This window comes from Pseudomonas sp. RA_5y_Pfl1_P24 (assembly GCF_963970945.1).
GTDB lineage: Bacteria > Pseudomonadota > Gammaproteobacteria > Pseudomonadales > Pseudomonadaceae > Aquipseudomonas > Aquipseudomonas tritici.
This window is the reverse complement of record NZ_CAXAOJ010000004.1, coordinates 23,988-45,608: the sequence shown is the minus strand read 5'-3', so window position 1 is coordinate 45,608 and position 21,621 is coordinate 23,988. Positions and strand designations below refer to the sequence as shown.

The window sequence follows — 21,621 nt, the reverse complement described above, 5'->3', positions numbered from 1 at the left end:
GCCCCGCCCATTGCCAGGGTGGGACCGTTTTCGACCGTTTGGTCATTCGGGCGACAAAAGTATTTCAGGTTCACGCATTGCCGCCGATACAGGTCTACATAATTCAGCTGGCCCCAACAACAACAACACCGTCCAGCACACCGAAATCATTCTTGCGGAGTATCGATGAACAGCTGGTTCGGCAACATCAGCGTCAACCTCAAACTCGGCCTGGGCTTTGGCCTGGTGCTGGTTCTCACCTCAATTCTGGCGCTCACCGGCTGGACCAGCCTGGGCGGCTTGATCGACCGCAGCAACTGGATGAGCGACATCACCCAGCTCAACGCCTCCCTGACCAAACTGCGAATCGTGCGCCTGCAGTACATGCTCGCCAACGGCGACGAAGCCGTGGCGCAGAACGTACAGACCAGCCTGGATACCTTCGCTGCCCAGCAGCAGAAACTGCTGGACAGCTTCAAGAGCCCGGCAAACCTCAAGCTGCTCAACGAGCAGAAATCCATCATCACCGCTTACCAGCAATCGCTGAACAAAATGCGCGAGGCTTACCGTAACGGCAACGCCTCGCGCCAGGTAATGGGCGACAAGGCTGATATCGCCAATGCTCAGATCGACGCGTTGGAAGCCAGCGTTAAACAGATGCCCGACAGTTCGGAGTACCTTGCCCAATTCCAGGCAGTGACCGACGCGAAGATGCAATTCCAATTGGCCCGCTACGAAGTGCGTGGCTACACCGCCAACGTCAGTCCGGAGACCGAAGCCCGCGCCGCAGCGCAAATCGAGAATGCCATTGCAGGCTTGAAAGGCCTGAACACTGCCTTTGGCACCCGCCAGCAAAGCGAGTTGACCGCATTGGAAACAGCCTTGGGTGCCTATCGCAGCGCCGTGCAGAACTACAAGGCCGCCAACGCCAACATCGTATCCGCCCGTGCCGAGATGACCACCCAGGGCGCCGACATCGTCACGATCAGCGACAAGCTGTACGACATCCAGTTGACCCGTCGCGATGCCGAAAGCACCCAGGCGCGCAGCCTGCAGTTGATCAGCACACTGCTGGCGCTGCTGGTGGGCGTTATCGCCGCATGGGCCATCACTCGCCAGATCACTCGCCCGATCCAGGACACCCTGGCCGTGGTGGAACGCATTGCCTCCGGCGACCTGAGCCACACCATCCAAGTGACCCGCCGCGATGAACTGGGTGTGCTGCAACAAGGCATCCAGCGCATGGGCACCACCCTGCGTGAGTTGATCAGTGGTATTCGCGACGGCGTAACCCAGATCGCCAGCGCCGCCGAGGAACTGTCGGCCGTGACCGAGCAGACCAGCGCCGGTGTGAACAGCCAGAAGATCGAAACCGATCAGGTCGCTACGGCGATGCACGAAATGACCGCCACCGTGCAGGAAGTTGCGCGCAACGCCGAGCAAGCTTCCCTGGCCGCGGCCGAGGCCGACGGCCAAGCCCGCGCCGGCGACAAAGTGGTCGCCGAGGCCATTGCCCAGATCGAGCGCCTCGCCGCCGAAGTGGCGCGTTCCACCGACGCCATGGCGCACCTGCAACAAGAGAGCAACAAGATCGGCAGCGTGATGGACGTGATCAAGGCCGTGGCCGAACAGACCAACCTGCTGGCCCTCAACGCGGCGATTGAAGCGGCGCGTGCCGGTGAAGCCGGTCGTGGGTTTGCCGTGGTAGCCGATGAAGTGCGCGGCCTGGCCCAGCGCACCCAGAAATCCACTGAAGAAATCGAAGGCCTGGTTGCCGGTTTGCAGAACGGTACTCAGCAAGTCGCCTCAGTGATGAACAACAGCCGCAGCCTCACCGACAGCAGCGTCGAGCTGACACGCAAGGCTGGCGTGTCCCTGGAAAACATCACCCGGACGGTGTCGAACATCCAGTCGATGAACCAGCAGATCGCTGCCGCCGCCGAACAGCAAAGCGCCGTGGCCGAAGAGATCAGCCGCAGCATCGTGAATGTGCGTGATGTCTCGGAGCAGACGGCGACGGCGAGTGATGAGACGGCCAAGTCGAGTGTGGAACTGGCGCGGTTGGGTAGCCAGTTGCAGCAGATGGTCAGCCACTTCCGGGTTTAAGAAACCAAAAAGCCGCCTCGGCCTACACCGAAGCGGCTCCACTTCTCAGACCTTAACGGTCATCAAAGCTGTCCCGCAGGAACTTCCATACGTGATAAGCACGCAGGCAGTTCACTACGAGGTTCCATGTACGTCGTGCAAACTTAAACATAATCGGCCCTCCGTAAGTTGGGCCTTACCTCCAGCGCACTTACCGGAACACGTGAGCCTTAGGATGCTGGTCATAGCTTCCAATGAGGTCGCAACCCCAGCCACTAACTGGGATTGCAATAAAAAACCGCCCTACCAAGGCGGTTTTTTATTGCCTGCGATTTACCCCTCAGCCCTCGCTCTCCTCGACAAACACCACCCGATTCCCGAACGGATCCTTGATGCTCATCTCGCGCGAGCCCCAAGGCGTGTCCTCAACTTCAGGCTTGGCATACCGGTAATCCTTGCCCGCCAATTGCTGCTGATACGCATCCACTCCCTGCGCCTGAATACGCACTGCCGAGCCCGGCGAGGCGTCGCCATGATGCTCAGTCAAATGCAGCACGCACTCACCCAGCGACACCTGCAGGTACAACGGATAATTCGCCTCGAAACGGTGTTGCCAATCTACCTTGAACCCCAGGAAGTCGACGTAGAATTCCAACGCCTTGGCCTCGTCGAAAATCCGCACTATGGGGGTAACTTTTCCTAAGTGCATGTATCCGCCTCCGTATCTGAAAGCCACAACTATAGAGGGTTTCCCGTGTTGAATGACAGATCGCGATCCCAGGCAAGCCAGCGCCCACAGATGATCGAATGTGGCTGGATAAATACGATCAACTGTGGGAGCCGGCTTGCCTGCGATGAACGATAAACCGGTCTATCCACCCGCCACGAATCCACGGCGCAAATCCCCACTGCGTGCCAGGAAGCGCCCTGCGCGCCGGCCATTCGCGCGCCCATTGCTGTAGCTCAACGCGCCGTTGACCCACACACCATCGATGCCTTCCGCCGCCCGCTGCGGTGCTTTGAAATCCGCCACATCGCGCACGCGCAGCGGATCGAACAACACCAGGTCGGCCCAGTGCCCTTCACGGATTTCACCGCGCTCGGCCAAACCAAAACGCGCCGCCGACAAGCCGGTCATTTTGTGCACCGCCGTGTGCAGCGCAAACAACCCGACATCCCGGCTGAAATGCCCCAATACCCGTGGAAACGCCCCCCACAAACGCGGATGTGGAAACGGGTCTTCCGGCAGCCCATCCGACCCGACCATCGACAATGGATGCGCCAGGATCTTGCGCACATCGTCTTCATCCATCCCGTAATACACAGCCCCTGCCGGTTGCAGGCGGCGCGCTGCATCCATCAACGAAACGCCCCACTCGGCGGCGATATCCTGCAAGTCGCGCCCGCCCAGCTCCGGGTGCGGTGTCGACCAGGTGATGGTGATGCGAAACGCGTCAGTCACCTGCTTGAGGTCCAGGGTCGAAGAACTCGCCGCATAGGGATAACAATCACACCCCACTGGATGGGTTCTAGCAGCCGCTTCCAGCGATGCCAGCAGCTGCGGGCTACGCCCCCAATTCCCCGCGCCGGCGCATTTGAGGTGGGAAATAATCACCGGCGCCTTGGCATGCCGGCCAATCAAAAACGCCTCGTCCATCGCCTCCAGCACCGGCTCGAATTCACTGCGCAAATGGGTGGTGTACACCGCGCCATACGCGGTGAGTTCTTCACTCAGTTGCAGCACTTCATCAGTCTCGGCATTGAACGCACTGGCATAGGCCAGGCCTGTGGATAAACCAAGGGCGCCGGCTTCAAGGCTTTCCTGCAACTGCACGCGCATGGCGGTGATTTCATCCAGCGAGGCGCTGCGGTGCAGGTCGTCCATATGGTTGTTGCGTAGCGCCGTATGACCGACCAGTGCGGCAACGTTCACCGCCGGATGCGCCGCGTCCACCGCCGCGCGGTAGTCGGCAAAACGTGGATAAGTGAACGCCTCGCGCGTGCCCAACAAGTTCATCGGGTCCGGCGGATCGCTGCGCAAACTCACCGGCGTGGCGCTGATGCCACAATTGCCGACGATCACCGTGGTCACACCCTGGCTGAGCTTGGGCAGCATTTGCGGATGGCGAATCACCACGGTGTCATCGTGGGTGTGCACGTCGATAAAACCCGGCGCCAGCACGCGCCCCATGGCGTCGATTTCATGCTCGGCCACGGCCGCCGACAAGTCACCGATCGTCTCGATGCGCCCGTCGCGCAACCCCACATCAGCAACGTAGCCGGGCGTATTGCGGCCATCGATGATCAGCGCCTGGCGTATCAACGTGTCGTACTTCATATCAGTCTCCAAGCGGCAGGCTATCGGGACCGCCGCGGTAATCGTCCAGGGCCAGCTTGATCCGGCGCAGGCGTTCCTGGTTGTCGTCGGGCATAGCCAGCGCCAGCTCGGTGGCGAGCAGGTCGATGGCCAGCAGCATGCCGTAGCGCGCGGCGGTGGGCTTGTAGATAAAACTGGTTTCGGCCGGTTGCAACGGCAGCAGCACATCCGCCAACTGGGCCAAGGGCGAATCGGCCAGGGTGATGGCGACGACACGCGCGTCGTAGTTGCGCGCCAGTTCCACCACGTCCAGTAACTCGGGGGTGAGGCCGGTCAGGGAACACACAATCAATGCATGGTCCGGGCCCAAGGTCGCTGCCGTGACGCGCATCATCAGCGGGTCATGACAAGCCGCAATCGGATAGCCCAGGCGCACCAAGCGCACCTGTAATTCATCACTGCACAGGCTCGACGGGCCGCCCATACCGAACGCGTGGATCATCCGTGCCTTGCCCAGCAGGCTGACCGCGTCAACGAAACTCGCCTGGTTGAACCCCGACAAGTGCTGACGCAAAGTCGCCTCGATATCACCCAGAATCTGCCGATGAAACGCCGATTGCTCCGGCAACCCCGCCGGGTCCAGGAAGCGGCTACCGACGCCACTGGCTTGGGCCAATTGCAGGCGCAAGTCGCGCAAATCCCGGCACCCCACACTGCGCGCAAACCGCGACAAGGTCGCCGTGCTGACCTCGGCCCGCTGGGACAACGCTTCCAGGCTGGCCGAAGCGGCAAAGCCTACGTCCTCCAGCATCAGCCTGGCGATACGCCCTTCACCGGCGCTGAAGGAATCCTGGCGGGCGCGGATCTGGTAGAGGATGTCCATGGGGTCTCCGGGTTACAAAATGCAGGACAGACCGTACGTCAGACCAAAGGCGACAAGAGAGATCAATGTCTCCAGCACGGTCCAGGTCTTGAAGGTCTGGATCACCGTCATATTGAAGTATTCCTTGATCAGCCAGAAGCCGCCGTCGTTAACGTGAGAAAAGATCACCGAACCCGCGCCGGTGGCCAGCACCAGCAATTCGGGGTGTGGACAACCCAGGCCCATGGCGACCGGCGCCACCACGCCGGAGGCGGTGGTCATAGCGACAGTGGCAGAGCCTGTAGCAATACGCATCAGTGCAGCGAACAGCCAACCCATCACCAGCGGCGACAGATGGAAGGCATGGGCCAACCCGAGGATTTCGTGGGTGACGCCAGCGTCCACAAGGATTCGATTCAACCCGCCGCCCGCCCCCACCAGCAAGGTGATACTGGCGGTCGGCGCCAGGCACTCATTGGTAAACCTGAGGATTGACTCGCGGTTGAAGCCCTGGGCCAGGCCCAAGGTCCAGAAACTGACCAACGTCGCCACCAACAACGCGATCACCGAGTTACCGATAAACAGCAGGAATTGATTAAAGCCCGTGCCCGGGGTGGAAATCACGTTGGCCCAGCCGCCAATCATCATCAACACTACCGGCAACAGGATAGTGCCCATGGTCAGCGCGAAGCTCGGCAGGCGCGTGCGCGGTTCGCGCTCGATGAACTGGCGTTCCAGCGGGTTTTCCGCCGGCAGATGAATACGCGGCACGATGAATTTGGCATAGACCGGGCCGGCAATGATTGCCGTGGGAATGCCGATCAAAATCGCATACAGCACGGTCTGCCCTACCGAGGCGTTGTACGCCAGTACCGCCATCATCGCCGCCGGGTGCGGCGGCACCAGCGCATGCACCACCGACAAACCGGCGACCATCGGCAAGCCGACCATCAGGATCGACACGCCCACGCGCCGCGCTACGGTAAAGGCGATCGGCACCAGCAACACAAAACCGACTTCGAAAAACAGCGGCAGCCCCACCAGGAACGCGATGCACACCATCGCCCAGTGCGCGTTGCGTTCGCCAAACCGGTTGATCAGCGTGCGCGCCACCTGCTCGGCACCGCCAGACTCGGCCATCATCTTGCCCAGCATGGTGCCCAGTGCCACCACCAAAGCAATATGTCCCAGGGTCTTGCCGACGCCCGCCTCGTACGAGCCCATGATGGTATCCGCCGGCATCCCGGCCATCAGCGCCAGGCCGATGGACACCAGGGTGATGACGATAAACGGGTTGAGCCGGTAACGTGCAATCAGCACGATCAAAGCAATGATGGCGATGGCAGCGTATGCCAATAGCCCGAAGCCCGGTGATGCGGCCATGCGGTACTCCTCGGAAAGGGTCACGTCGAGTTGGTTGTGAAACTCATAAATCATTACCGAAGGGCATTTTCAAATGCTATGAAAGTGATTTTCGCCCACGGGTAAGCGCTGTCGCGTTGGGGTATGCGCGACAGCCGTACATGAAAACTCGGGGGGTGTTCTTACATGAGGTTCAGAAAAGGCTGGAAACTCAGCGCGAGCGCTTGAGTCATAGAATGCACATCCCTTTAAGCCCAGGAATATCGACCATGATTCGCACATCCCTTGCTGCCGGTGCCGTGCTTCTAGCCCTGTGTGGCACTGCTTCAGCCGCCGACAACGCGGCCTTGAAAAAATGCATGGACGGCGCCAACACGACCGTAGAAATGGTCAGTTGCAACGTCAAAGAAGCCAAGGTCCAGGACACGCGCCTGAACAAGGCCTACAAAACCGCCCTCGCCGCCCAGAAAGGCGCGCGCAAGCAACAACTGCAAGACGTGCAGCGCCTGTGGATAAAGTACCGTGACGCCAATTGCGCCTTCGCAGGGTCCGCCACCGGCGGCACCATCGACCAGGTCAACGGTACCGGCTGCATGCTGGACATGACCCAGACCCGCGCCCAGGAACTGGAAACCCTGGTCGGGCCTTGATCACTTACTCATGATGTACCCGGGCGCGCTTGAGCAACTTCTTGCAGCGCTCGGACAAATGCAGCACCCGCAGATGCTTGCCAGCCTTGGTGTAGCGCTCGCGCAGGGTCATCAGTGCAGCAATCGCCGAGTAATCGACAAAGCTCAGGTGGCGGCAATCCAGTGTCACCCGGTCCGGATCATTGGCCGTATCGAATTGATTCAGGAACGGTGTGGTCGAGGCAAAGAACAGCGTGCCGTGCAGGCGATAGAGCTTGCTGCCATCGGCCTCCAGATGCTCATCGGCATACAACTCGCGCGCTTGTTGCCAGGCGAAATTCAACGCTGCGATCACAATGCCGCACAGCACCGCCGTGGCCAGGTCGGTGAACACGGTGATCACCGTCACCGCGATAATCACCAGCACGTCATTGAGCGGCACCTTGTTGATCACGCGCAGCGACGCCCAGGCGAAAGTCTGTTGCGACACCACAAACATCACCCCCACCAGCGCCGCCAGCGGAATCCGCTCGATAAACGGTGACAGAAACAGAATGAACAGCAAGATCATCACCCCGGCAAACACCCCGGAGAAACGCCCGCGCCCGCCGGAGCTGAGATTGATCACGGTTTGCCCGATCATCGCGCAACCGCCCATACCGCCGAACAGGCCCGAAACCATATTCGCTGCGCCAAGGGCCACGCTTTCGCGGTCGGGGTAGCCACGGGTCTCAGTGATTTCGTCGGTGAGGTTGAGGGTGAGCAGGGTTTCCAACAGCCCAACCATCGCCATCAGGAACGCGTAGGGCGCGATGATGCCGAGGGTTTCCAGGGTCCAGGGGATTTGCGGCAGCGCGAACGTTGGCAGGCCACCGGCGATGTGGGCCATGTCGCCAAGGGTGCGGGTTGGCAGGCCAAGCAGGTAGACCGCCAGGCCGACGCCGAGGATCGCCACCAACGCGGGCGGCACGGCGCGGGTGATGCGCGGCAGCAGGTAGACGATGGCCATGGTCACCAGCACCAGGCCGGCCATCACGTACAGCGGCGTACCGCTGAGCCAGGTTTCACCGCTTTTGAAATGCTCCAACTGTGCCAGGGCGATGATAATCGCCAGGCCGTTGACGAAGCCGAGCATCACCGGGTGCGGCACCATGCGCACCAGCTTGCCCAGGCGCAGCAGGCCGAAGGCAACCATGATTAACCCGCCCAGCAATACCGTGGCCAGCAGATACTCCACGCCGTGTTGCACCACCAACGCAACAATCACGACAGCCATCGAGCCTGCCGCACCGGACACCATGCCGGGTCGACCACCAAACAACGCCGTGAGGGTGCAGATGATAAAAGCGCCGTAGAGCCCCATCAGCGGGTTGAGATGGGCCACCAGGGCAAAGGCGATGCATTCGGGCAGCAACGCAAAAGAGGTGGTGAGGCCAGCCAGGGCATCAGCGCGCAGACGGGTGAGGTTCATGAGGTACCAGGGTAATGCGGGGGATAAGGCGGGGAATGGTACGGAATTGAGCGCGGCGGGGCCAGTCTCGGGTGAACCAGACGGACCGAGTGGCCCCTTTCGCGAGCAAGCCCGCGCACACTTGACCGAGTTTCAACGTTGGAATGCAGTCAAATGTGTGGGCTTGCTCGCGAAGGCAGCAGCTCGGTCTCAAGCGAACATCACACCCTCTCGTGGCGAATCCACTCCACAACGGAAGTCCGCTTCGGCGCCCAGCCCAACAGTTCACGGGCATGCTTGCCCCGCACCCGGCTGTTGGAGCCCAAACCATAATTCGCCATTTCATAGCCCCACTCGGCCTCGGCGTCGGCCAGTGGCCAATCCTGCGGTTTACCCAGTTTCAAGGCTTCGGCAATGGCCGTGGTCATGTCGATAAACGACGCCTCGCCGCTTTCAACGAAGTAAAAAGTGCCTGGCACATTCTTGGCCAGCGCCAGCAAGTACAGCGCAACCACGTCTTCAATGTGCACGTTGGACCACATGTTCTGCCCGCTGCCCACATGACGCACCACCCCGCTCTTGCGGGCTTGCTTGAGCAGACGCGGCAATTGCACGCTGTCGCGCTTCACGCCCAGGCTGTGGCCGTAGATCAACGTATTGCAGATCACTGCCGAATTCACACCGTCCTGAGCGGCGGCCAGGATCAGGTTATCGATGGCGACACGGGCCGCTTTATCGACAGTCGGCTCAGGAAGGTTGTCTTCGAAGTAGATGACATCACTGCCTTTGCCACCCGACGCATCACCGACGATGCTTGAACCGCTGGTGTGCAGGAACGGCTTGTTCGAGCCCTTCAATGCTGCCAGCAGGGTTTCAACGGCCGCACGATGGTCGCTGCTCGCGGCATTGATCACCGCATCGGCCTTTTGCGCCTGCTCGGTCAACACGGCGCTGTCATCCAAGGTGCCGATTACCGGGGTGATGCCCAGGGCGGTCAACTCGGCGGCTTGTTCGGCACTGCGCACCAGGCCGGTAACGGTGTGGCCGGCCATGACCAGGCCAGTGGCGATGGAACCACCGATAAAACCGGCTGCGCCGGTGACGAATACGTTCATGGAGAGTGCTCCTGACTGAATAAGTGATGGGGCCAGTATCACGGGCTGATCCATGACGAATAAGCCCCGTTTACCCAATTCACTCTTGCGCAAGAGTCACGAATCAGCGCGCATACCGCGCCAGCTTGGCCTGGATAAAGTCGAGGAAACACTGGATGCGCAACGCCAGTTGCGAGTTGCGGTAGAACACCGCGTGGATTGGTTGGCGATAGCCACTGTTGAACGCTTCCAGCACCGGCACCAGGCGCCCGGCGTCGATGTCGGCGCCGGTCATGAAGTTCGACAGGCAGCAAATACCCTGGCCCTCCAGCGCCAACTGGCGCACGGTCTCGCCGCTGGAGGCGGCCACGCTGGGCTGGATCAGCCAGCGGTCACCGTCTGCATGGCGCAGCGGCCAGTGGTTGAGGGTTTCAGTCTGGGTGAACCCCAGCAAGGTGTGGTCCGCCAACTCGGTGACCGTGGACGGTGTGCCGTATTGCTTGAGGTAGTCGGGGCTGGCGAGGATATGCAGCGGCGTACTGCCAAGGGCTCGTGCATGCAGGGTGGAATCGGCCAGGGCGCCGATGCGAATGGCGATGTCGGTGCTTTGCTCAAGCAAATCGATAATCAGATCATCGCTGTTCAGCTCCAGCTGGATCTGTGGGTAGAGGCTGCGAAACTCGGCGATGTACGGCACGATGCCATGCAGCATGAACGGCACGGCGGCATTGATGCGCAGACGCCCGGCGGGCTTTTTCTGGCGCGACGACAGGCGTTCCTCCAGCTCATCCATCTGCGCCAGGATCACCTTGGCCTGCTCGAAGAAGTACTTGCCCTCCTCGGTCAGGTCCATGCGCCGCGTAGTGCGGTTGATCAGCGTGGTGTCGAGCTTGGCTTCCAGGCGCGACAAGGTGCGGCTGACCGCCGAGGGCGTATACCCGACCTGTTCGGCGGCGGCGGAAATCGAACCGCACTCAATCACGCTGACGAAGATCTGTAGCTCATCGGATCGGGCTTTCACACGTCGTTCTCTCTTATCCGTTCGCAGCAGCTTACACCGAGAGATTGAACTGTTGCGCCTTTAACCACTGATCAGCAAGTGACCGCCCAATAGCGCCATGCCGATGAAAAATACGCGTTTGAACAGCACCGCCCTCAGCGAATACTTACCCGAGTTGCTGGCGGACTTTTTGCGCGAGCACCCCAACCTCGATATCGACCTGCAAGAGCTTCCGAGCCTGCGCATTACCCAGGCCTTGCGTCAGGGCACGGCGGACCTTGGGATCATTTCCGACGCCGTAGACACCCACGGCCTGCAGACCCTGGCGTTTCGTGACGATCCGCTGGCGCTGATCATGCCGCTGGATCATCCACTGACGACGCAACACGTGAGCTTCATCGACAGCCTGCAACACGACTACGTAGGCCTCGCCGCCAACAGCGCGCTGTCGGTGTACCTGGAAGAACAGGCGCTGCACGCAGGCTTTCGCTTGCAGACGCGCATCCGTGCCGAGGGTTTTGATGGCGTCATTCGCATGGTCGCCGGTGGCGCCGGCCTGGGTATCGTGCCCCAGGCCGCACTGGAGCGTGGGCAGCCGGAACGTCGCTTCAAGGCCCAACCGTTGCAAGAGGATTGGGCCTGCCGAAAGCTGCTGCTATGTGCGCGCTCGTTCGAACAGCTGCCGGGCTACGCCAAAGCCTTGTTCGACGCCTTGGCCCTGCCTTTGCGGAAAAACCCGTAGTAAACCGCCGACAGAATCAATAGAAACGGCACACCAAACACCAACGTCATCTTGAACGCCTCGGTGAAATAGGTGGTGATCATCACCGCGCCCATCAGCACCAGCCCCAGCAGGGTGCTGTACGGGAACAACCGCATCTGGAAGGATAACGTCGGCCCGCCGTGAAGCGTGCGATAGCGCCGGAAAAACAGGTGCGTGAGGAAGATCATGAACCAGGTGAAGATCGCGCCAAACATCGAAATCGCCATCATCAGGGTGAACGAGCTTTCCGGGTACACCACATTGAGCAACGTCGCCAGGGCGATGCCCGAGCTGGACAGCAACAATGCGTTCAACGGAATGCCGCTCTTACTCAAGGCGCCCATGGACTTGGGCGCAAAGCCGGCGCGGGACAAACTGAACATCATGCGCGTGGTGATGTAGAGCTGGCTGTTCATGGCCGACAGCGCCGCAATCAGGATTACAAAATTCATTACCCCGGTGGCGCCGGGAATGCCGATGGTCTGCATCACTGTGACGAATGGGCTCTGGGTTTGCCCGGCCTGGTTCCACGGCACGATGGCGAGCATCAGCGCCAGGGTCAGCAGGTAAAACACCACGAGGCGCACGATGGTGGCGCGGAACGCTTTCTTCACTGCTTGTTGCGGGTCCGCCGCTTCACCGGCGGCCACCGCGATCATCTCCACGCTCAAGTAGCTGAAGATCGACACGATCACCGCGATCCACATGCCGCTCAAGCCATGGGGAAAAAAGCCGTCATGGGCGGTGTAGTTCTGCACCCCGTAGTCCGGGTTACCGGAGCCGAATACTACGTACACCGCGAGAATAATGAAGCCGACGATCGCGCTGATTTTGATCGTCGAGAACCAGTATTCGAAGTTGCCGAAGGTCTTCACGCTGATCGCATTGAGCACAATCAACACGCTGGAAAACGACACGATCCACACCCATTCCGGTACGTTGGCGAACCAGTACTTCATGTACATCGCCACCGCCGTGACCTCGGCCCCCACCGCCAGTACTATCGCTGCCCAGTAGGCATACCGCACCAGAAAGCCCGCCAGCGGGCTGATATAGAACTCGGCGTAGGCGCCAAAGGAGCCCGAGGTGGAATGCGCCACGGTCATTTCCGCCAGACAGCCCATCAACAGCAAGGTGATCAACGCACCAATGGCGTAGCTCACCAGCACACTGGGCCCGGCATAACCGATGGCGTAGGCGCTGCCCATGAACAGCCCGGTGCCGATGGCGCCACCGATGGCGATCATGCTCATCTGGCCGCAAGTGAGCTGGCGCCGCAGGCCCAGTTCGCGGTGGGTGATCTCTGCAAAGCCGTTGTCTGGCGTGGTCACGTGGTGTGCCCCTTTATTATTGTGAGGGTTGTTGCTGGCGCTGAACCCTGTGGGAGCTGGCTTGCCTGCGATGGCGATGGTGAATTCACTACCGTCTTCGCAGGCAAGCCAGCTCCCACATTGGATTTGGGTTGTGCTTAAGTGACGCTGTTTCGGACTTTGTATTGCGGCTGGTCCCAGGTGTGGTTGTCGAGGATGTCGCCGAGGATTTCCACCGCATCGAATACCTCGGTAAAGCTGGTGTACAGCGGGGTAAAACCAAAGCGCATGATGCGCGGTTCACGGTAATCGCCGATCACTCCACGGGCGATCAAGGCCTGGATCACCGCGTAGCCTTCGGGGTGTTCAAAGCTCACATGACTGCCGCGCCTGGCGTGCTCACGCGGGGTGATCAGTTCCAGACCGTGGGCGCCGCAACGGGCCTCGACCAGGGCAATAAACAGGTCAGTCAGGGCCAGGGATTTGCTGCGCAGACTCGCCATGTCGGTCTGGGCAAAAATCTCCAGGCCGCATTCCACCATGGCCAGCGAGGTAATCGGCTGGGTGCCGCACAAGTAACGCGCGATGCCTGCGCTCGGTGCGTAAGTCGACTCCATGGCGAACTGGCGGTTGTGCCCGAACCAGCCGGACAACGGCTGACGCACCACATCCACCAACGCCGGGTTGACCCACACAAACGCCTGGGAGCCCGGGCCACCGTTAAGGTATTTGTAGGTGCAGCCAATCGCATAGTCGGCACCCGCCTGATGCAGGTCGATGGGCACGGCACCTGCCGAATGCGCCAGGTCCCAGATACTCAACGCGCCACATTCATGGCTCAGGGCGGTCAGCGACTGCATGTCGTACATGTAGCCGGTTTTGTAGTTGACGTGGGTAAGCATCACCACCGCCACGTCCTCATCGATGGCCTGGGGCAACTCTTCCGGGCTGTTTACCAGGCGCAGGGAATAACCTTGCTGCAGCAGCTCGGCCAGGCCCTCGGCAATGTACAAATCGGTAGGAAAGTTGCTCGCTTCGCTGACGATCACTTTGCGATGAGGCTGGCGTTGACGTTGCACAGTCAACGCCGCGCTGAGCACCTTGAACAGGTTGATCGAGGTGGTATCGGTGATCACCACTTCGCCGTCATGCGCACCCATCAGCGGCGCCAGGCGGTTGCCCAGGCGCTGGGACAAGTCCGCCCAACCGGCGCTGTTCCAGCTGCGAATCAGGCCATTGCCCCATTCTTCGGCAATCACCGCCTGCGCCCGCGCCAGCGCCGCCACCGGACGCGCGCCGAGGGAGTTGCCGTCGAGGTAGATCACGCCCTCAGGCAAGGCGAACTGACGACGCAACGCTGCCAGCGAATCCTGGGCATCGAGGGCTTGGCAATGGCTTCGAGTGGTCATGGGTTGTCCTGGCTTTTATAAGTGAGAATGGACCAAATAATGAACGAAGTTTTAGAGAATTTTCGTGCAAAGTGGTGGGTAACAGGCTAATTAAGCTGTAGGAAATTCGAATTTAACCCCCAAACACGCGGATTTATTCTAACCATGATTCTTGACGCCACCGACCTGCGCCTCCTGCATTTCCTGCAACAGGATGGTCGTATCAGCAACCAGGAGCTGGCGGAAAAAGTTGCATTGTCGCCTTCCGCCTGCCTACGCCGTTTGCGCCTGTTGGAGAGTGAGGGAATCGTCAGCGGCTATCGCGCAGTGCTGAATGCCGAGCAATTGGGAATCGAGCTGGAAGCCATCGTCCACCTGTCGTTGCGCCAGGACGTGGAAGATTGGCATGAGACGTTTATCAAGAAGGTGCAGGGCTGGCCGGAAGTCGCCAGTGCCTATGTGATCACGGGTGCCAGCAACTATGTGCTGCGCGTGCAGGCGAGGAATCTGAAGCACTTTTCCGACTTTATCGTGAACCACTTGAACCGCACGGCGGGGGTGATGGATATCCGTTCGGAGATTGTGTTGCAGAAGATCAAGGATCGGGATGAGGTGCTGGATCTGGTCATCCGCAAATAACCGTAACACCCCAGAACCCAAGCGGGCTTGCTCGCGAATGCGGTGTATCAGTCGCCGAATATATTGACTGAGATACCGCATTCGCGAGCAAGCCCACATTTTTAACCGCGTTTAATCTTCCAAAGCGCGTACGCGTTGCATGCGTTTTTGCTCTACCGGCGCGTCAGCCACGTGCAATTCAAAGTCAAAATCAATCTGCGCAAACCGACCCTCCACGCCAAACCCGCGCGCCAGTTGCGGGTCGTCACTGAAGCGAATCTGCGCAATCAATTCATCCCGCGTGGCGTAGGCAAAATCATCATGCAGGTACGGGTCGTCCGACAGGTTGATCTGCGTGGTCAGGTGCCGATGCCCCGGCGCCGAGATAAAGAAGTGGATATGCGCCGGCCGCTGTCCGTGACGCCCGAGTTGATCGAGCAGTTGCTGGGTCGGCCCGCTCGGCGGGCAACCGTAACCCGACGGCACGATGCTGCGAAAACGGTAGTTGCCCTGGGCATCGGTCTCGATGCGACGGCGCAGGTTGAATTCGGATTGCGTCGGGTCGAACCACGAATACGTACCCGCGGTGTTGGCCTGCCACACATCCACAATCGCCCCCGCCACCGGCTTGCCATCGATGTCACGCACCTGCCCGCGCATGAACAGCGGCACCGCATCATCCTTGCCATCATCCAGCCGTGCCTCGTACTTCGACAACGGCGCCCCGGCCACGTACAACGGGCCTTCGATGGTGCGCGGGGTACCGCCGGACTTGCCGGCCTCTTCATCGGCGGCGTCCATCAACAGGTCCAGGTAATGTTCCAGGCCCAACCCGGCGGCAAGTAAACCGGCTTCCTGGTTTTTGCCCAGTTCGTTGAGGTAGTTGACGGCCTTCCAGAACTCTTCCGGGGTCACCTCCAGGTCTTCGATGATGTTCACGGCGTCACGCAGGATCCGGTAGATCAGCGATTTAGTGCGCGGATTGCCGCGGTCGTTAAGGTTGCCGCTGGCTTCTTCGAGAAACTGTTGGGCATAGGCAGTCTGGGACAGTCGGATGGACATGGTGCATTCCTCATCTTGTAGTTATTAGTTTGAAAATCGACCTAGCGGTCATCCTCATGGATCGACGACGGGTGCCGGCACAAGGCATTCACTTCGATAGCCATGTAGGGGTAAAGCGGCAGTTGCATCAGCAGGTCGTGCAGTTCCTGCACACTGTCGACGTCAAACACGCTGTAGTTGGCGTAGTGCCCGGCGATGCGCCACAGGTGGCGCCATTTGCCGTCTTGTTGCAGGCGTTGCGCCAAGGCTTTCTCATCGGCCTTGAGGCTGGCTGCACGTTCGGGGTTCATGTCGACGGGCAGGTTCACGGTCATTTTTACGTGGAACAACATGGCAGACGCCTCTTAGTGTTTGTCACGACGGAAGAACGCCAGGCGCTCCTCATCAATGGCCAGGCCCAGGCCCGGTGCGTTGGAGACATGCAGCTGAAAATCGCGATAAACCGGTGGCTCGGTGAGGATGTCTTCGGTCAGCAGCAACGGACCAAACAGTTCGGTGTCCCACGCCAGTTTGTTCAGCGTGAGAAAGGCATGTGCAGAAGCCAGGGTGCCGATACCGCCCTCGAGCATGGTACCGCCGTACAGGCCAATACCCGCCGCCTCGGCAATCGCAGCAGTGCGCAACACCGCACGGGGGCCGCCGTTCTTGGCGATTTTGAGGGCGAACACCGACGCCGCGCCTTCGCGGGCCAGGTTGAAGGCATCCTCGACACACTCAATGGACTCATCGGCCATGATCGGCGCCGGGCTCGACAGGTTGAGCCGCGCCATGCCGCCACGGTTATTGCGTGAGATCGGTTGTTCGATCAGGTCGATCCCGTTGTCGCCGAGCACCTTGCATGCCCGCAGTGCCACGGCTTCATCCCACGCCTGGTTGACGTCGACACGCACACTGGCACGCTCGCCAAGGGCCTTTTTGATCGCGATCACATGGGCCAGGTCATGGCTGACTTCGCCCGCACCAATCTTCAATTTGAAGATGCGGTGGCGGCGCAGGTCGAGCATCTTTTCTGCCTCGGCAATGTCCTTTTCGGTGTTGCCGCTGGCCAGGGTCCAGGCCACCGGCAACGCGTCACGCACACGGCCGCCGAGCAACTCGCTGACCGGCAGGTTCTGGCGTTTGCCCAGCGCGTCGAGCAAGGCGCTTTCGATACCGGACTTGGCAAAGGTGTTGCCGCGAATGCTGCGCTCCAGGCGCAACATGGCCGCGTTGATATTGCTCGCGTCCTGGCCAATCAACAGCGGTGCGAAATGGCGGTCGATGTTGACCTTAATGCTGTCGGGGCTTTCATTGCCGTAGCTCAGGCCGCCAATGGTAGTGGCTTCGCCGATGCCTTCGATGCCGTCGGCGCAGCGCAGGCGGATGATCACCAGCGTCTGGTTTTGCATCGTGTGCATCGCCAACTTGTGCGGGCGAATAGTGGGGAGGTCGACGATGACAGTGTCGATCGACTCAATGGCGCAAATCGGCATGACTATACCCGTTGGGTTATTTTTAGAGTTGAGCCGATTCTGTTCCGCATCTTTCGAGGCTTCCAATATAGAATTAGTCTCGACCAATACCCCAAAGGTATGAAAGGAGCCGTCATGGAACTGCGTCACTTGCGCTATTTCCAGGTGCTGGGAGAAACCCTGAACTTCACCCGCGCCGCCGAACGTCTGCACATCGCCCAGCCGCCGTTGAGTCGGCAGATCCAGCAATTGGAGGATGAGCTGGGCGTGATTTTGCTGGAGCGTGGCCGGCCGCTGCGGCTGACCGAGGCCGGGCGGTTCTTCTATGAGCACGCCAATGTGCTGCTGGAGCAACTGAACAAAGTCTGCGACAACACGCGCCGCATCGGCCAGGGTGAAAAGACCTGGCTGGGTATCGGTTTTGCACCCTCGACCTTGTACGGCGTGCTGCCTGAATTGATTCGGCGATTGCGCAGTCACGAGGCGCTGGAGCTGGAATTGGGGCTGTCGGAGATGACCACCTTGCAGCAGGTCGAGGCGCTCAAGGCTGGGCGGATTGATGTGGGGTTCGGGCGGATTCGTATCGACGATCCGGCCATCGTCCAGCGTGTGCTGGTGCAGGACCGGCTGGTCGCCGTGTTGCCCGCCGGTCACCCCTTGCTGGGCGCGCCCGCCACCCTCACTCAACTCGCCGCCGAGCCGTTTGTGCTTTACCCCGGCAACCCGCGCCCCAGCTATGCCGACCATGTGATTGCGCTGTTCGACGCCCATGGCCTGAGCCTCAAAGTGGCGCAGTGGACCAACGAACTGCAGACCGCTATCGGGCTGGTCGGGGCCGGGATGGGGGTGACGTTGGTGCCGGCTTCGGTGCAGGTGCTGCACCGGGCGGATATTGGCTACACGCCGATTGTGGAAGCCACGGCGACGTCGCCGATCATCCTCAGCCGACGGGTGAATGATCAGTCGCCGGGGCTGAATCATTGCCTGCACCTGGTGGAAGAACTGATCTGAGCCTCCCAAACACTGAGAATCCAATGTGGGAGCAGGCAAGCCACAGTTTGATGTTCATTGCCTTCAGATACTGCGCATGCGCTTGCGCTGCTGGGTCTGGCTGGGGGACTCGTCGAACAGTTTTCGGTATTCGGCTGAAAACCGGCCCAGATGAGTAAACCCCCAACCTAGAGCGATTTCGGAAATGGTGCGAGTGGAGCCATGCTCAAGGATTTCCTGGCGAACCGAACTCAGTCGGTACTTCTTCAAATAAGCCATCGGCGACAGTGCGAAATACTTACGAAACGCATCGAACAGCTTGAACCGCGACACCCCTGCGGCCGCTTCGAGGTCTTCCAGATGCACGGCTTCGCGAGCGTTGTCGTGGATGTACTGGCGCGCACGGATCAGGTAGTGCGGCAGTTTCACGCCCAATACGTCGCGCAGTTCTTCGGAGTAATTGTTCGGCTGGGCCAGGATCAGGCCCTTAATCAACGAACTTTCCAGGTCGCGGGTGAACGCAGCCTGCTCATACAACTCGCTGCCGTGTTCCAGCTCCGCAATGAAGTAACGCGCCATGCGCCACCATGACGCTGAAGCGCCGTCCACCGCGTCCATCAACGACTCAAAGCGCAACGGCGCCTCAATCGGCCGATGCAGCAACCCTTCCAGGGACTCGCTCATCGCTGCGCGCGTGATCACCACCTGCAACTTGCGACAGTCACCGGAAATCGCCAGCACCTGGTGCTCGTTAGGCGAGATGATCACCCCTTGGTCACGGTTGGAACTCAGGCGCTCGCCGTTCTTGCTCAATTCCTGCTCGCCCACCAGCGGCAGGCTCAGGCTATAGCTGCTGAAGTGCTCGGCGTCTTCGATGTCGATGGTCACGTCGGTGCCGTATTCGATCATGCCCAAGGTAGTGGCGCGCGACTTGAACACGTTGGCGCTGTGATGAAAACGCAGGCGTTCGGGCGTGGCGGTGGCCAGGCGATGGGGCCCGCAGATGCCGGACATCCAGCTGCGGGCGCCTTCCAGGTCGAAGCGTTGAATCGTTTGGCTGCTCATCAGGGTGCACCCACGGCGGTTAGGCATTTGCGCGCTCTGACGGCGCGTCCTGTCGATCAAGGCAAGTTCCAAGCCACACCTGCCGTATCGCAACCCGATGGATAGCAACGGTCGACTATGTGGATAAGTAGCCGGCTTTTTTCGCCTCTTGCCCTGCCAGACAGTAGCGCATCCCGTCACCGGCCTGCACTGGGTTGGGTATTTGCTGCCCAATTATCCGGCTCAGGTTCCCCCATTAAGTGGATAGCCCGCGCCCTGCCCCGCTGCCTCTAATGAACCACCGTTTAGCCCCAATCAAAAAGGTGCCTCCCATGAGTGGTGCAAGAAGCGTCGAGCAATGGAAAAGCTTTATCGACAGTTGCCTGGATTTTCGCCCGGCAGATGAAGTGTTCCGCATCGCCCGCGACATGTTCACTGAACCGGAACTGTTCGACCTGGAGATGGAACTGATCTTCGAGAAAAACTGGATCTACGCCTGCCACGAAAGCGAACTGGCGAACAACCACGACTTCGTGACGATGCGTGCCGGGCGCCAGCCAATGATCATCACCCGCGATGGCGACGGCCAGCTCAACGCGCTGATCAACGCCTGCCAGCATCGCGGCACCACGTTGACGCGAGTCGGCAAAGGTAATCAGTCGACATTCACGTGCCCATTCCACGCCTGGTGCTACAAGAGCGATGGCCGGTTGGTGAAGGTCAAGGCGCCAGGGGAATACCCGGAAGGTTTCGACAAAGCCACACGCGGCCTGAAAAAAGCCCGCATCGAAAGCTACAAAGGGTTCGTGTTTATCAGCCTGGACGTGAACGGCACGGACAGCCTGGAAGACTTCCTCGGCGATGCGAACGTGTTTTTCGACATGATGGTCGCCCAGTCCGCCACCGGTGAGCTGGAAGTGCTGCGGGGCAAGTCCGCCTACACCTACGATGGCAACTGGAAATTGCAGAACGAAAACGGCCTGGACGGTTATCACGTCAGCACCGTGCACTACAACTACGTGGCCACGGTGCAGCACCGCCAACAGGTGAATACCGAGAACGGCAGCGCGTCCGGCACCACTCTGGACTACAGCAAACTCGGCGCCGGCGACGCGAATACCGACGACGGTTGGTTCGCCTTCAACAACGGCCACAGCCTGCTGTTCAGTGACATGCCCAACCCCAGCGTACGTTCCGGCTACGCCACCATCATGCCGCGCCTGGTCGAAGAGCACGGCCAGCAAAAGGCCGAGTGGATGATGCACCGCCTGCGCAACCTGAACATCTACCCGAGCCTGTTCTTCCTCGACCAGATCAGCTCGCAACTGCGCATTATCCGGCCGGTGGCGTGGAACAAGACCGAAATTATCAGCCAGTGCCTGGGGGTGAAAAACGAATCCGACGCCGACCGCGAAAACCGTATTCGTCAGTTTGAAGATTTTTTCAACGTTTCGGGCATGGGCACGCCGGACGACCTGGTGGAGTTTCGCGAAGCCCAGCGCGGTTTCCAGGGCCGGCTGGAGCGCTGGAGCGATATCTCGCGCGGCAGCCATCGCTGGGAAAGCGGCCCAACGCCCAACAGCGAAGCCATCGGCATCCAGCCGGCCATGACCGGCACCGAGTTCACCCACGAAGGCCTCTACGTGAACCAGCACCGCAACTGGCAGCGATTTCTGTTGGATGGCCTGGACCGGCAAGCGCTGAAACTGCGGGAGGTGGAATGATGAACGCGCACCTGCAATACCAGATAGAGCAGTTTTTCTACCGCAAATCCGAGCTGTGCGACGCCCAGGACTGGGATGCCTATGTGCAACTGTTCGATCCGCAGAGTGAATTCCACCTGCCGCAATGGGACTCGGAACACGTCTACACCCGCGACCCCAAGCGCGAGATGTCGTTGATCTATTACGCCAACCGTTCGGGCCTGGAAGACCGCGTGTTCCGGTTGCGCACGGGCAAAGCCGCGTCGGCGACACCCATGCCGCGTACCGTTCACCTGATCAACAACGTACGCATCGCCGAGCAGGCGGATGGCATGCTGGAAGTGCGGCTGAACTGGCACACGTTGTTTTGTCGGTTGGCCACTTCGGAGCAGTTTTACGGGCATGCCACCTACAGCCTCAAGCCCCATGGCGACAGTTGGTTGATTACGCGCAAGCACGCGTTGCTGCTCAACGACACCATCAACTCGGTGCTGGACTTCTATCACCTGTGAAC

19 protein-coding genes and 3 pseudogenes are annotated in these 21,621 nt (G+C 60.2%); 8 read left to right on the top strand and 14 right to left on the bottom strand.

Annotated features, from left to right (window positions below; all coding sequences use genetic code 11):
* Positions 1-165 precede the first annotated feature (165 nt).
* Both AACY30_RS27370 and AACY30_RS27365 read left to right on the top strand, forming a co-directional pair.
* Positions 166-1,230: pseudogene (locus AACY30_RS27370) on the top strand (methyl-accepting chemotaxis protein); the annotation flags it as partial.
* Positions 1,222-2,085 (top strand): methyl-accepting chemotaxis protein, encoded by an 864-nt coding sequence (locus tag AACY30_RS27365; protein ID WP_370467837.1) that lies wholly within the window; start codon positions 1,222-1,224, stop codon positions 2,083-2,085. The pseudogene AACY30_RS27370 and the gene AACY30_RS27365, both read left to right, overlap by 9 nt.
* A 319-nt stretch (positions 2,086-2,404) precedes the next feature.
* On the opposite strand, the gene AACY30_RS07115 is transcribed toward AACY30_RS27365, so the two are convergent.
* The 4 genes from AACY30_RS07115 to AACY30_RS07100 all read right to left on the bottom strand — a co-directional run bounded on the left by AACY30_RS07115 (position 2,405) and on the right by AACY30_RS07100 (position 6,626).
* On the bottom strand, positions 2,405-2,773 hold the full coding sequence (locus AACY30_RS07115) for a glyoxalase superfamily protein (protein ID WP_339420541.1): 369 nt from the start codon (positions 2,771-2,773) through the stop codon (positions 2,405-2,407).
* 162 nt (positions 2,774-2,935) lie between these two features.
* Positions 2,936-4,402 carry an N-acyl-D-amino-acid deacylase family protein gene (locus AACY30_RS07110; RefSeq protein ID WP_339470640.1) on the bottom strand — a complete coding sequence of 489 codons (1,467 nt, stop codon included), beginning with the start codon at positions 4,400-4,402 and terminating at the stop codon, positions 2,936-2,938.
* 1 nt (position 4,403) lies between these two features.
* Positions 4,404-5,264 (bottom strand): MurR/RpiR family transcriptional regulator, encoded by an 861-nt coding sequence (locus AACY30_RS07105; protein ID WP_339420539.1) that lies wholly within the window; start codon positions 5,262-5,264, stop codon positions 4,404-4,406.
* 12 nt (positions 5,265-5,276) lie between these two features.
* On the bottom strand, positions 5,277-6,626 hold the full coding sequence (locus tag AACY30_RS07100; RefSeq protein ID WP_339540067.1) for a GntT/GntP/DsdX family permease: 1,350 nt from the start codon (positions 6,624-6,626) through the stop codon (positions 5,277-5,279).
* Positions 6,627-6,874: 248 nt separating this feature from the next.
* Here AACY30_RS07100 and AACY30_RS07095 point away from each other — a divergent pair, with 248 nt between their 5' ends.
* A complete protein-coding gene (locus AACY30_RS07095; RefSeq protein ID WP_339470638.1) occupies positions 6,875-7,255 on the top strand; it encodes a lysozyme inhibitor LprI family protein in 381 nt (126 codons plus the stop codon).
* 4 nt (positions 7,256-7,259) lie between these two features.
* On the opposite strand, the gene AACY30_RS07090 is transcribed toward AACY30_RS07095, so the two are convergent.
* The 4 genes and pseudogenes from AACY30_RS07090 to AACY30_RS27360 all read right to left on the bottom strand — a co-directional run.
* Positions 7,260-8,705, bottom strand: a complete 1,446-nt coding sequence (locus AACY30_RS07090; protein WP_339470637.1) for a SulP family inorganic anion transporter — start codon at positions 8,703-8,705, stop codon at positions 7,260-7,262.
* Between the two features lie 200 nt (positions 8,706-8,905).
* Positions 8,906-9,799, bottom strand: a complete 894-nt coding sequence (locus AACY30_RS07085) for an NAD-dependent epimerase/dehydratase family protein (RefSeq protein ID WP_339470636.1) — start codon at positions 9,797-9,799, stop codon at positions 8,906-8,908.
* A 103-nt stretch (positions 9,800-9,902) separates the two neighbouring features.
* Positions 9,903-10,799 carry a LysR family transcriptional regulator gene (locus tag AACY30_RS07080; protein WP_339437461.1) on the bottom strand — a complete coding sequence of 299 codons (897 nt, stop codon included), beginning with the start codon at positions 10,797-10,799 and terminating at the stop codon, positions 9,903-9,905.
* Positions 10,800-10,859: 60 nt separating this feature from the next.
* Positions 10,860-10,937, bottom strand: a pseudogene (locus AACY30_RS27360) (sulfite exporter TauE/SafE family protein); the annotation flags it as partial.
* Between AACY30_RS27360 and AACY30_RS07075 the strand changes: the two are divergent.
* A pseudogene (locus AACY30_RS07075) lies at positions 10,921-11,520 on the top strand (LysR substrate-binding domain-containing protein); the annotation flags it as partial. The pseudogenes AACY30_RS27360 and AACY30_RS07075 overlap by 17 nt on opposite strands.
* Here the strand turns inward: AACY30_RS07075 and AACY30_RS07070 are convergent.
* Both AACY30_RS07070 and kynU read right to left on the bottom strand, forming a co-directional pair.
* Positions 11,466-12,872, bottom strand: a complete 1,407-nt coding sequence (locus AACY30_RS07070; RefSeq protein WP_339540066.1) for an amino acid permease — start codon at positions 12,870-12,872, stop codon at positions 11,466-11,468. The pseudogene AACY30_RS07075 and the gene AACY30_RS07070 sit on opposite strands and share 55 nt — an antisense overlap.
* 137 nt (positions 12,873-13,009) lie before the next feature.
* The gene (gene kynU, locus AACY30_RS07065) at positions 13,010-14,260 is read right to left on the bottom strand and encodes a kynureninase (RefSeq protein ID WP_339540065.1); all 1,251 of its coding nucleotides are present in this window, start codon (positions 14,258-14,260) and stop codon (positions 13,010-13,012) included.
* A gap of 144 nt (positions 14,261-14,404) precedes the next feature.
* On the opposite strand from kynU, the gene AACY30_RS07060 reads away from it, so the two are divergent.
* Complete coding sequence (locus AACY30_RS07060) at positions 14,405-14,878, top strand: Lrp/AsnC family transcriptional regulator (protein WP_339437464.1); 474 nt, start codon at positions 14,405-14,407, stop codon at positions 14,876-14,878.
* Between the two features lie 111 nt (positions 14,879-14,989).
* Here AACY30_RS07060 and catA read toward each other — a convergent pair whose 3' ends face one another.
* Genes catA through AACY30_RS07045 form a run of 3 tightly spaced genes read right to left on the bottom strand, consistent with a single transcriptional unit; the run spans position 14,990 to position 17,391 of the window.
* Positions 14,990-15,919 (bottom strand): catechol 1,2-dioxygenase, encoded by a 930-nt coding sequence (gene catA, locus AACY30_RS07055; protein ID WP_339540064.1) that lies wholly within the window; start codon positions 15,917-15,919, stop codon positions 14,990-14,992.
* Between the two features lie 41 nt (positions 15,920-15,960).
* Positions 15,961-16,251, bottom strand: a complete 291-nt coding sequence (gene catC / locus AACY30_RS07050; RefSeq protein WP_065874670.1) for a muconolactone Delta-isomerase — start codon at positions 16,249-16,251, stop codon at positions 15,961-15,963.
* A gap of 12 nt (positions 16,252-16,263) precedes the next feature.
* Positions 16,264-17,391: a muconate cycloisomerase family protein gene (locus AACY30_RS07045; RefSeq protein WP_339540063.1), complete on the bottom strand. Its 1,128-nt coding sequence runs from the start codon at positions 17,389-17,391 to the stop codon at positions 16,264-16,266.
* Positions 17,392-17,505: 114 nt separating this feature from the next.
* Between AACY30_RS07045 and AACY30_RS07040 the strand changes: the two genes are divergently transcribed.
* Positions 17,506-18,381: a LysR family transcriptional regulator gene (locus AACY30_RS07040; RefSeq protein ID WP_339420527.1), complete on the top strand. Its 876-nt coding sequence runs from the start codon at positions 17,506-17,508 to the stop codon at positions 18,379-18,381.
* 63 nt (positions 18,382-18,444) lie between these two features.
* On the opposite strand, the gene AACY30_RS07035 is transcribed toward AACY30_RS07040, so the two are convergent.
* Entirely contained in the window at positions 18,445-19,425 is a 981-nt protein-coding gene (locus tag AACY30_RS07035) for an AraC family transcriptional regulator (protein ID WP_339540062.1), read from the bottom strand.
* A gap of 311 nt (positions 19,426-19,736) precedes the next feature.
* Here AACY30_RS07035 and antA point away from each other — a divergent pair, with 311 nt between their 5' ends.
* Positions 19,737-21,128: an anthranilate 1,2-dioxygenase large subunit gene (gene antA, locus AACY30_RS07030; protein ID WP_339540061.1), complete on the top strand. Its 1,392-nt coding sequence runs from the start codon at positions 19,737-19,739 to the stop codon at positions 21,126-21,128.
* A complete protein-coding gene (antB, locus tag AACY30_RS07025; protein WP_339420524.1) occupies positions 21,128-21,619 on the top strand; it encodes an anthranilate 1,2-dioxygenase small subunit in 492 nt (163 codons plus the stop codon). The genes antA and antB overlap by 1 nt, the downstream gene beginning before the upstream one ends.
* Positions 21,620-21,621: the final 2 nt, after the last annotated feature.

Bases quoted from the DNA above. Each gene is read 5' to 3' on its own strand.
- AACY30_RS27365 (WP_370467837.1), top strand. From the start codon at position 1,222: ATGGGCACCACCCTGCGTGAGTTGATCAGTGGTATTCGCGACGGCGTA.
- AACY30_RS07115 (WP_339420541.1), bottom strand. From the start codon at position 2,773: ATGCACTTAGGAAAAGTTACCCCCATAGTGCGGATTTTCGACGAGGCC.
- AACY30_RS07110 (WP_339470640.1), bottom strand. From the start codon at position 4,402: ATGAAGTACGACACGTTGATACGCCAGGCGCTGATCATCGATGGCCGC.
- AACY30_RS07105 (WP_339420539.1), bottom strand. From the start codon at position 5,264: ATGGACATCCTCTACCAGATCCGCGCCCGCCAGGATTCCTTCAGCGCC.
- AACY30_RS07100 (WP_339540067.1), bottom strand. From the start codon at position 6,626: ATGGCCGCATCACCGGGCTTCGGGCTATTGGCATACGCTGCCATCGCC.
- AACY30_RS07095 (WP_339470638.1), top strand. From the start codon at position 6,875: ATGATTCGCACATCCCTTGCTGCCGGTGCCGTGCTTCTAGCCCTGTGT.
- AACY30_RS07090 (WP_339470637.1), bottom strand. From the start codon at position 8,705: ATGAACCTCACCCGTCTGCGCGCTGATGCCCTGGCTGGCCTCACCACC.
- AACY30_RS07085 (WP_339470636.1), bottom strand. From the start codon at position 9,799: ATGAACGTATTCGTCACCGGCGCAGCCGGTTTTATCGGTGGTTCCATC.
- kynU (WP_339540065.1), bottom strand. From the start codon at position 14,260: ATGACCACTCGAAGCCATTGCCAAGCCCTCGATGCCCAGGATTCGCTG.
- AACY30_RS07060 (WP_339437464.1), top strand. From the start codon at position 14,405: ATGATTCTTGACGCCACCGACCTGCGCCTCCTGCATTTCCTGCAACAG.
- catA (WP_339540064.1), bottom strand. From the start codon at position 15,919: ATGTCCATCCGACTGTCCCAGACTGCCTATGCCCAACAGTTTCTCGAA.
- catC (WP_065874670.1), bottom strand. From the start codon at position 16,251: ATGTTGTTCCACGTAAAAATGACCGTGAACCTGCCCGTCGACATGAAC.
- AACY30_RS07045 (WP_339540063.1), bottom strand. From the start codon at position 17,391: ATGCCGATTTGCGCCATTGAGTCGATCGACACTGTCATCGTCGACCTC.
- AACY30_RS07040 (WP_339420527.1), top strand. From the start codon at position 17,506: ATGGAACTGCGTCACTTGCGCTATTTCCAGGTGCTGGGAGAAACCCTG.
- AACY30_RS07035 (WP_339540062.1), bottom strand. From the start codon at position 19,425: ATGAGCAGCCAAACGATTCAACGCTTCGACCTGGAAGGCGCCCGCAGC.
- antA (WP_339540061.1), top strand. From the start codon at position 19,737: ATGAGTGGTGCAAGAAGCGTCGAGCAATGGAAAAGCTTTATCGACAGT.
- antB (WP_339420524.1), top strand. From the start codon at position 21,128: ATGAACGCGCACCTGCAATACCAGATAGAGCAGTTTTTCTACCGCAAA.